This window comes from Desulfonatronospira sp. MSAO_Bac3 (assembly GCF_003838035.1).
Classification (GTDB): Bacteria; Desulfobacterota; Desulfovibrionia; order Desulfovibrionales; family Desulfonatronovibrionaceae; genus Desulfonatronospira; species Desulfonatronospira thiodismutans.
On the sequence record NZ_QYZY01000158.1, the window covers coordinates 1 to 5,726 of the forward strand.

The 5,726-nt window shown below is 55.1% G+C and carries 5 protein-coding genes and 1 pseudogene; all 6 read left to right on the plus strand.

Annotated elements, in window-relative coordinates:
• The coding region (locus tag D5S03_RS05375) for a prephenate dehydratase (protein WP_287042906.1) at nt 1-684 on the plus strand (684 nt) is incomplete at its 5' end.
• Between the two features lie 41 nt (nt 685-725).
• On the plus strand, nt 726-2,063 hold the full coding sequence (aroA, locus tag D5S03_RS05380; RefSeq protein ID WP_287042908.1) for a 3-phosphoshikimate 1-carboxyvinyltransferase: 1,338 nt from the start codon (nt 726-728) through the stop codon (nt 2,061-2,063).
• Between the two features lie 3 nt (nt 2,064-2,066).
• Nucleotides 2,067-2,843: a prephenate dehydrogenase/arogenate dehydrogenase family protein gene (locus D5S03_RS05385; protein ID WP_287042910.1), complete on the plus strand. Its 777-nt coding sequence runs from the start codon at nt 2,067-2,069 to the stop codon at nt 2,841-2,843.
• A 455-nt stretch (nt 2,844-3,298) separates the two neighbouring features.
• Nucleotides 3,299-4,708, plus strand: a complete 1,410-nt coding sequence (locus D5S03_RS05390; protein WP_287042912.1) for an anthranilate synthase component I family protein — start codon at nt 3,299-3,301, stop codon at nt 4,706-4,708.
• On the plus strand, nt 4,683-5,255 hold the full coding sequence (locus tag D5S03_RS05395; RefSeq protein WP_287042914.1) for an anthranilate synthase component II: 573 nt from the start codon (nt 4,683-4,685) through the stop codon (nt 5,253-5,255). Before D5S03_RS05390 ends, D5S03_RS05395 begins: the two co-directional genes overlap by 26 nt.
• A gap of 350 nt (nt 5,256-5,605) precedes the next feature.
• Nucleotides 5,606-5,726: pseudogene (locus tag D5S03_RS05400) on the plus strand (anthranilate phosphoribosyltransferase); the annotation flags it as partial.

Genomic DNA, 5,726 nt, shown 5'->3' on the forward strand with positions numbered 1-5,726 from the left:
CTGGGGATAATCCCACTGGAAAACTCCATGCAGGGCAGCGTAGGCCAGAGCTTAGACATGTTTTTAAAGTTCGAGGTCTTTATTCACGCCGAGGTGTTTTTCCGCATCAGTCATTTTCTGCTCAGCCGGGAAACGGAGATGGGGGCAATTAAAAAGATATATTCCCATCCCCTGGCACTGCAGCAGTGCTCCACCTGGCTTCGGGCCAATCTGCCCGGAGTGGAAGTGATTCCGGATGAGAGTACGGCCCGGGCCGCTTCCAGGGCGTCCACGGAGCCAGGTACAGCCGCAGTGGGACATCAGAAGCTGACCAAGTTTTACGAGCTCAATGTCCTGGGCAATTCCATTGAGGATATTCCGGACAACTGGACCAGGTTTCTGGTGATAAGCGCTCACCCCCCGGAGGCCGGCAACCGTGAGAAGACGTCCCTGCTTTTTTCCGTGCTGGACAGGCCGGGTTCTCTAGTGAGCGCCCTGGAGGTGCTCTCGCGCAAGGGCATCAATATGCGCAAGCTGGAATCCAGGCCTCTGCGGGCCGAGAAGTGGAGATACGTGTTTTTCGCCGACGTGGAATGCGATCTGACAGCAGGTGATTATGCCAGCGTACTCAAAGACCTGGAGGACAACTGCTACTACATGCGGGTGCTGGGCAGTTATCCCCACGGTCCGCAGATTCTGGCTTAACAGGGCTGGATCACATAAATATCAACCAGAAGATATACCTTATGCATAAAACAATCACACTAAAGGCACCCCCGTCCAAATCTGTTTCCCACCGGGCGCTGCTGGCGGCGGGGCTGGCCGGGGGAACCTCGGTACTGGAAAACGTCCTGGTGAGCGAGGATATCCTGCGCACCCGGGACTGCCTGGCGGCCCTGGGGGCCAAGTTTTCAGGAGATGATTCAGCCCCCGTGGTTCAGGGGCTTGGAGGACGGATCAAAGCCCCGTCGCTGGATCCGGTGAAGCTGGACGTGGGCGAGTCCGGCACCACCTGCAGGCTGCTGGCGGCCATTGTCTCGGCAGGGCAGGGCAGTTTCGAGATTTCCGGGGCCGGGCGTATGCACGAACGCCCCATCAAAAGCCTGGGGCAGAGCCTGGAGGGCCAGGGAGTACGGTTTAAGTACCTGGGTCTTGACGGATGCCCTCCGGTACGCATAGAGAGTTCCGGTCTGCCTGGAGGTGTGGTCACCGTGGGCCTGGATGAGAGCAGCCAGTACCTGTCCGGTATCCTTCTGGCCTCCACCATGGCCACCACTTCTCTGGTAATAAACATCGGAGGCAAAAAGGTTGTATCCTGGCCCTACGTTCACCTGACCCTGCAGACCATGCAGCGTTTCGGCAATCCTGCCCGGCTGCAGACCCTCCAGGAAGGTCATTGGAGGCATGCAGATCCGGACCAGGTCCAGCGCGTGGAGCCGGGCAAAATTCGTTTCGTGGTGCATCCGGGTGTACTGAACCCTGTCAGATACAGGGTGGAGGGGGATTACAGCAATGCCTCCTATCTGCTGGCAGCAGGTGCAGTGGGAGAATTCCCGGTGGAGGTTTCCGGGCTGGATCTTGAGTCCAGGCAGGGAGACCGCCGCATCTTAGAGATTCTGGAACTTATGGGGGCAAAGATTTCAGAAACGAAAAACGGTGTGATGGTTTCCCCGGCCAGGCTGCACGGTGTGGACCTGGACATGGGCACCTGTCCGGACCTGGTGCCTACTGTGGCGGTTGTGGCTTCCATGGCCACAGGCACCACCAGGATAAGCAATGTGGCCCACTTGAGGATCAAGGAAAGCGACAGGCTGGCCGGGGTGCAGCAGGAAGTAAGCCGGGCCGGCTGCAGATGCGGGCTCAAAGAGGACGGTCTGGAAATCGAGCCTGCAGAACTGCTCCGGGGAAGCCAGGTTCAGTTCAAGACCTACGGGGATCACCGCATGGCCATGAGCCTTTCCCTTTATGAACTGGCCGGAATCCAGACGGCCCTGGACAATCCTGCCTGCGTCAACAAGTCCTTTCCCGGCTTCTGGGAAGAGTGGGAAAATATCCGCCGGGCTTACGCAGGCAAAGGGGACTGATCGATGCATATGGTCAATGAGCTGGTCCTGGTGGGCTCCAAGGGGCAGATGGGGACTTTGATCAAGAATAAGCTCTCAGCCGGTGGAGTAAATGTGCTGCCCTTGGACAGGCCCTTTCCTGAAGAAGAACTGCCGGATATCCTGGGCAGGGCGGATATGCTCCTGCTGGCAGTGCCGGTGGCTGGAATGGATGAAGTTCTGGAGCTTATGAGCCCTTATTTTTCATCTGCCCTGATTGTGGCGGATATCAGTTCCGTCAAGACCCTGCCGGTGAACAAGATGCAGCACTTTCACCAGGGACCGGTTATGGGCACTCATCCTCTTTTCGGTCCCAGTCCTTCTGAGGATGATGAGCTCAAAGTGGCCCTCTGCCCCGGTCACAACCTTCAGGATCACCATGTCCAGGCTGTCAGTGAAGTCTTTGACCGGGGGGGAATGCATACCTTCATGAGTTCCTGCCGGGAGCACGACCAGGCCATGGCCTGTATTCAGGGCCTTAATTTCGTCACCACCATCTCCTATTTCGCCAGTCTGCCCCAGGATATAGATCTGGACACCTTCGCCACTCCTTCCTTCAGGCGCAGGGCCACAGCAGCCCGCAAGATGCTCAATGAGGATGCCGTACTTTTTTCTTCCCTGGCAGAGGACAATCCCTACACCGGCCAGATGATCCGTCGCTTCAAATCTTTTCTGAACCTGAGCGCTGCAGGTGAATTCGAACTGTTGACCGACAAGGCTCTGTGGTGGTGGCGCAATTTCAGTGACAGGCAGGGGGGATAGCCGTGTTTTTTGATTGTGATCCATTATAAAAGGCCGCGTCCTCCCTGCCGGGAGAACGTGGCCTTTTTGTTTATATTTGGGAGAAGCAACGATTGCTAACTTGTAACTCTTCACCATGGTCCGGGGACTTTGCAAACAGGACGTAAAAACTTCACCCTGTTAAACCCTGCGAAGCAGGACCGCTATGCGGTGTTTAACAGGGCGAGCTCCAAGGAACCGTAAATCAAAACCTATACACTGGTTTGAAAGTCGGGATATATTCTATAACATGCTTTGAATCAGGTTCGGTGTTTTACGGTTTTGATCAATCACGCCACAGGCGTGACTACGCGTCGCTTATACAGTTTACGCCCAGTTTGCAAAGCCCCCGGACCATGAATCTGCATAGAAGCTAAGTTTATCCAGCTGAAGCAGATGGTGTATAGTTACGCTAATTTAAGCAAAAGGAGAAACATATGATCAACCTGCAGCAGAAGGCCACCTGTCTGCCCGCGGATACGCAGACGCCGGTGTCCCTTTATCTGAGCCTCATCGGCAAAGAAAAGGGGATAATGCTGGAGAGTTCCGAGGTGGACGGCCGCCTGGGAAGATACAGCCTCCTGGCCTGGGATTTCAGGCTGCAGCTTGGCTGCAGCGAGGGTAAACTAAGGGTCAAGACCTTAGATGATCGCTTGGACGGGCTCAAAGAGATGCAGGGCATGGATTTTATCCAGGGAGTGCGCTCTGTGCTGGCAGAACTGGAGGTTCAGCCGGATCCCAGTTTCCAGTTGCCGCCGGTGACCAGGGCGGTTTACGGGTATCTGGGGTTCGGGCTAGGAGGGCTTCTGGAACCCAAGCTGGCAGATGTACTGCCCCCGGAGGATGCCGAAGCCCAGCTGGTGCTACCGGGGCGAATACTGCTTTTCGATCACCTGCATCACAACTGCTATTACATCTGCCTGGACAAGGAGATAGCCCTGCCCAAACCCAAACCCTGCAAGACCAGAAGCGAGTTCAAGGTGGGCAAGGTCAGCACCACCCCCTCCCAGGAGGAGTATCAGGCCAGGGTCAGTGACATCAAAGAGCTCATCAGGCAGGGCGAAGCCATCCAGGTTGTTCTCTCCACCAGGTTCAGCGCGGATTTCCGGGGAGATCCATTTCTGGTTTACCGCCATTTGCGGCGTATAAATCCCTCGCCATACACTTTTTATCTGAATATGGAAGATATTACCCTGATGGGGTCTTCTCCTGAACTGATGGTCAAGTGCGGTCAGGACGTGCTGCAACTAAGGCCCATTGCCGGAACCAGGCATCGGGGTGAGAGTGAGAAAGAGGACGAGCGACTGGCCGAGGATCTTTTGTCCGATGACAAGGAAAGAGCCGAGCACGTCATGCTGGTGGATCTTGGCCGCAATGACCTGGGCCGCATGGCTGTCGCCGGAAGTGTGGAAGTAGACAAGTTCATGCGGGTGGAGAGATTTTCCCATGTCATGCACATGACTTCATATCTGTCCGCCAGGCTCAAGGAGGGACTGGACGCCCTGGAAGTCATCCGGGCTTCATTTCCTGCAGGCACTGTTTCCGGGGCCCCAAAAATCCGGGCCATGGAAATAATCGGGGAGCACGAGCCCGCCCCCAGGGGGCCCTATGCCGGGGCCATAGGCTGGATAGGCTTAGACAAGGACAGCGTGAATCTGGATACGGGCATAACCATCAGGAGCCTGTGGATCAGGGATGGAAAAATACACTGGCAGGCAGGGGCCGGTGTGGTTTTTGATTCCGTGCCGGAAAAGGAATGGGAGGAATGTCAGAACAAGGCCATGGCCATACGCAAAGCTCTAACATTTACCGGAGGACCGGATGATTTTGCTCATAGACAACTTTGATTCCTTTACTTTCAACCTGGTTCAGGTGCTGCAAAAGTTGGGTGCGGACCCGGTTGTGCTTAGAAACAACCAGGAAGAGATATTCGACACACTAAAGCAGGATCTGCAGGCTGTAATCATCTCTCCAGGACCCAGCCGCCCTGAAAACACCGGTCTGTGCCTGGATTTTCTAAAAAAGCTCAGTCCAGAGGTGCCTGTGCTGGGGGTGTGCCTGGGGCACCAAGTGCTGGGGCATTTCGCCGGGGCCAGAGTTGAGGTGGCGGATCGCATCATGCACGGCAAAACCTCCAGGGTTTATCACCGGGAGACCGGACTTTTCAAGGATGTCCCCAATCCCTTCGAGGTCTGCCGTTACCACTCCCTGCTGGTGCGTGCGGTTACCGACAATGCCTTTCGCATCACCGCCAGGACCAAGGATGATGAGGTCATGGGGCTGGAATATACAGATCGGCCCTGGATGGGGGTGCAGTTTCACCCGGAATCCATTCTCACGCCCTGGGGGCCTAAAGTTATGCAGAATTTTCTTGAACTATGCGGTGTAAATTAGGGGATTTAGGGATTTAGGGATTTAGGGATTTTGGGATTGGGGGATTTAGGGATTGGGGGGATTGGGGGGATTGGGGGATTTTGGGATTCAGTGACTTACTCCTGAAACCCTGTCAGAATAAACAAGAAAAGTTTGAGTAAAAAAACGAGGCTTGAGCGCTTGGCACTGGGACTGTCCCCGCTATGAACCCACCAGGTCAAAGGCAAACCATTTTGCCAATGAAAGATTTTAGTAACCAAAAAGATGTTGTCGCGGGGACTGTCCCAATTGAGGTAAAAGCACGTCTTTATCTTGGGTGGCGGGCATGGTTCGCGTTAGGGAATTAAGAGATTAGAGATGAGGAGAAAAATATGCAGATAAAACAAGTACTGAATAAAATATGCTCCGGGCAGGACCTGGATTACAGTGAGGGCCGGGATGTTTTTCAGGCCCTGTTTGAAGGGGAGATATCCCCGGCCCAGAGCGGGGCGC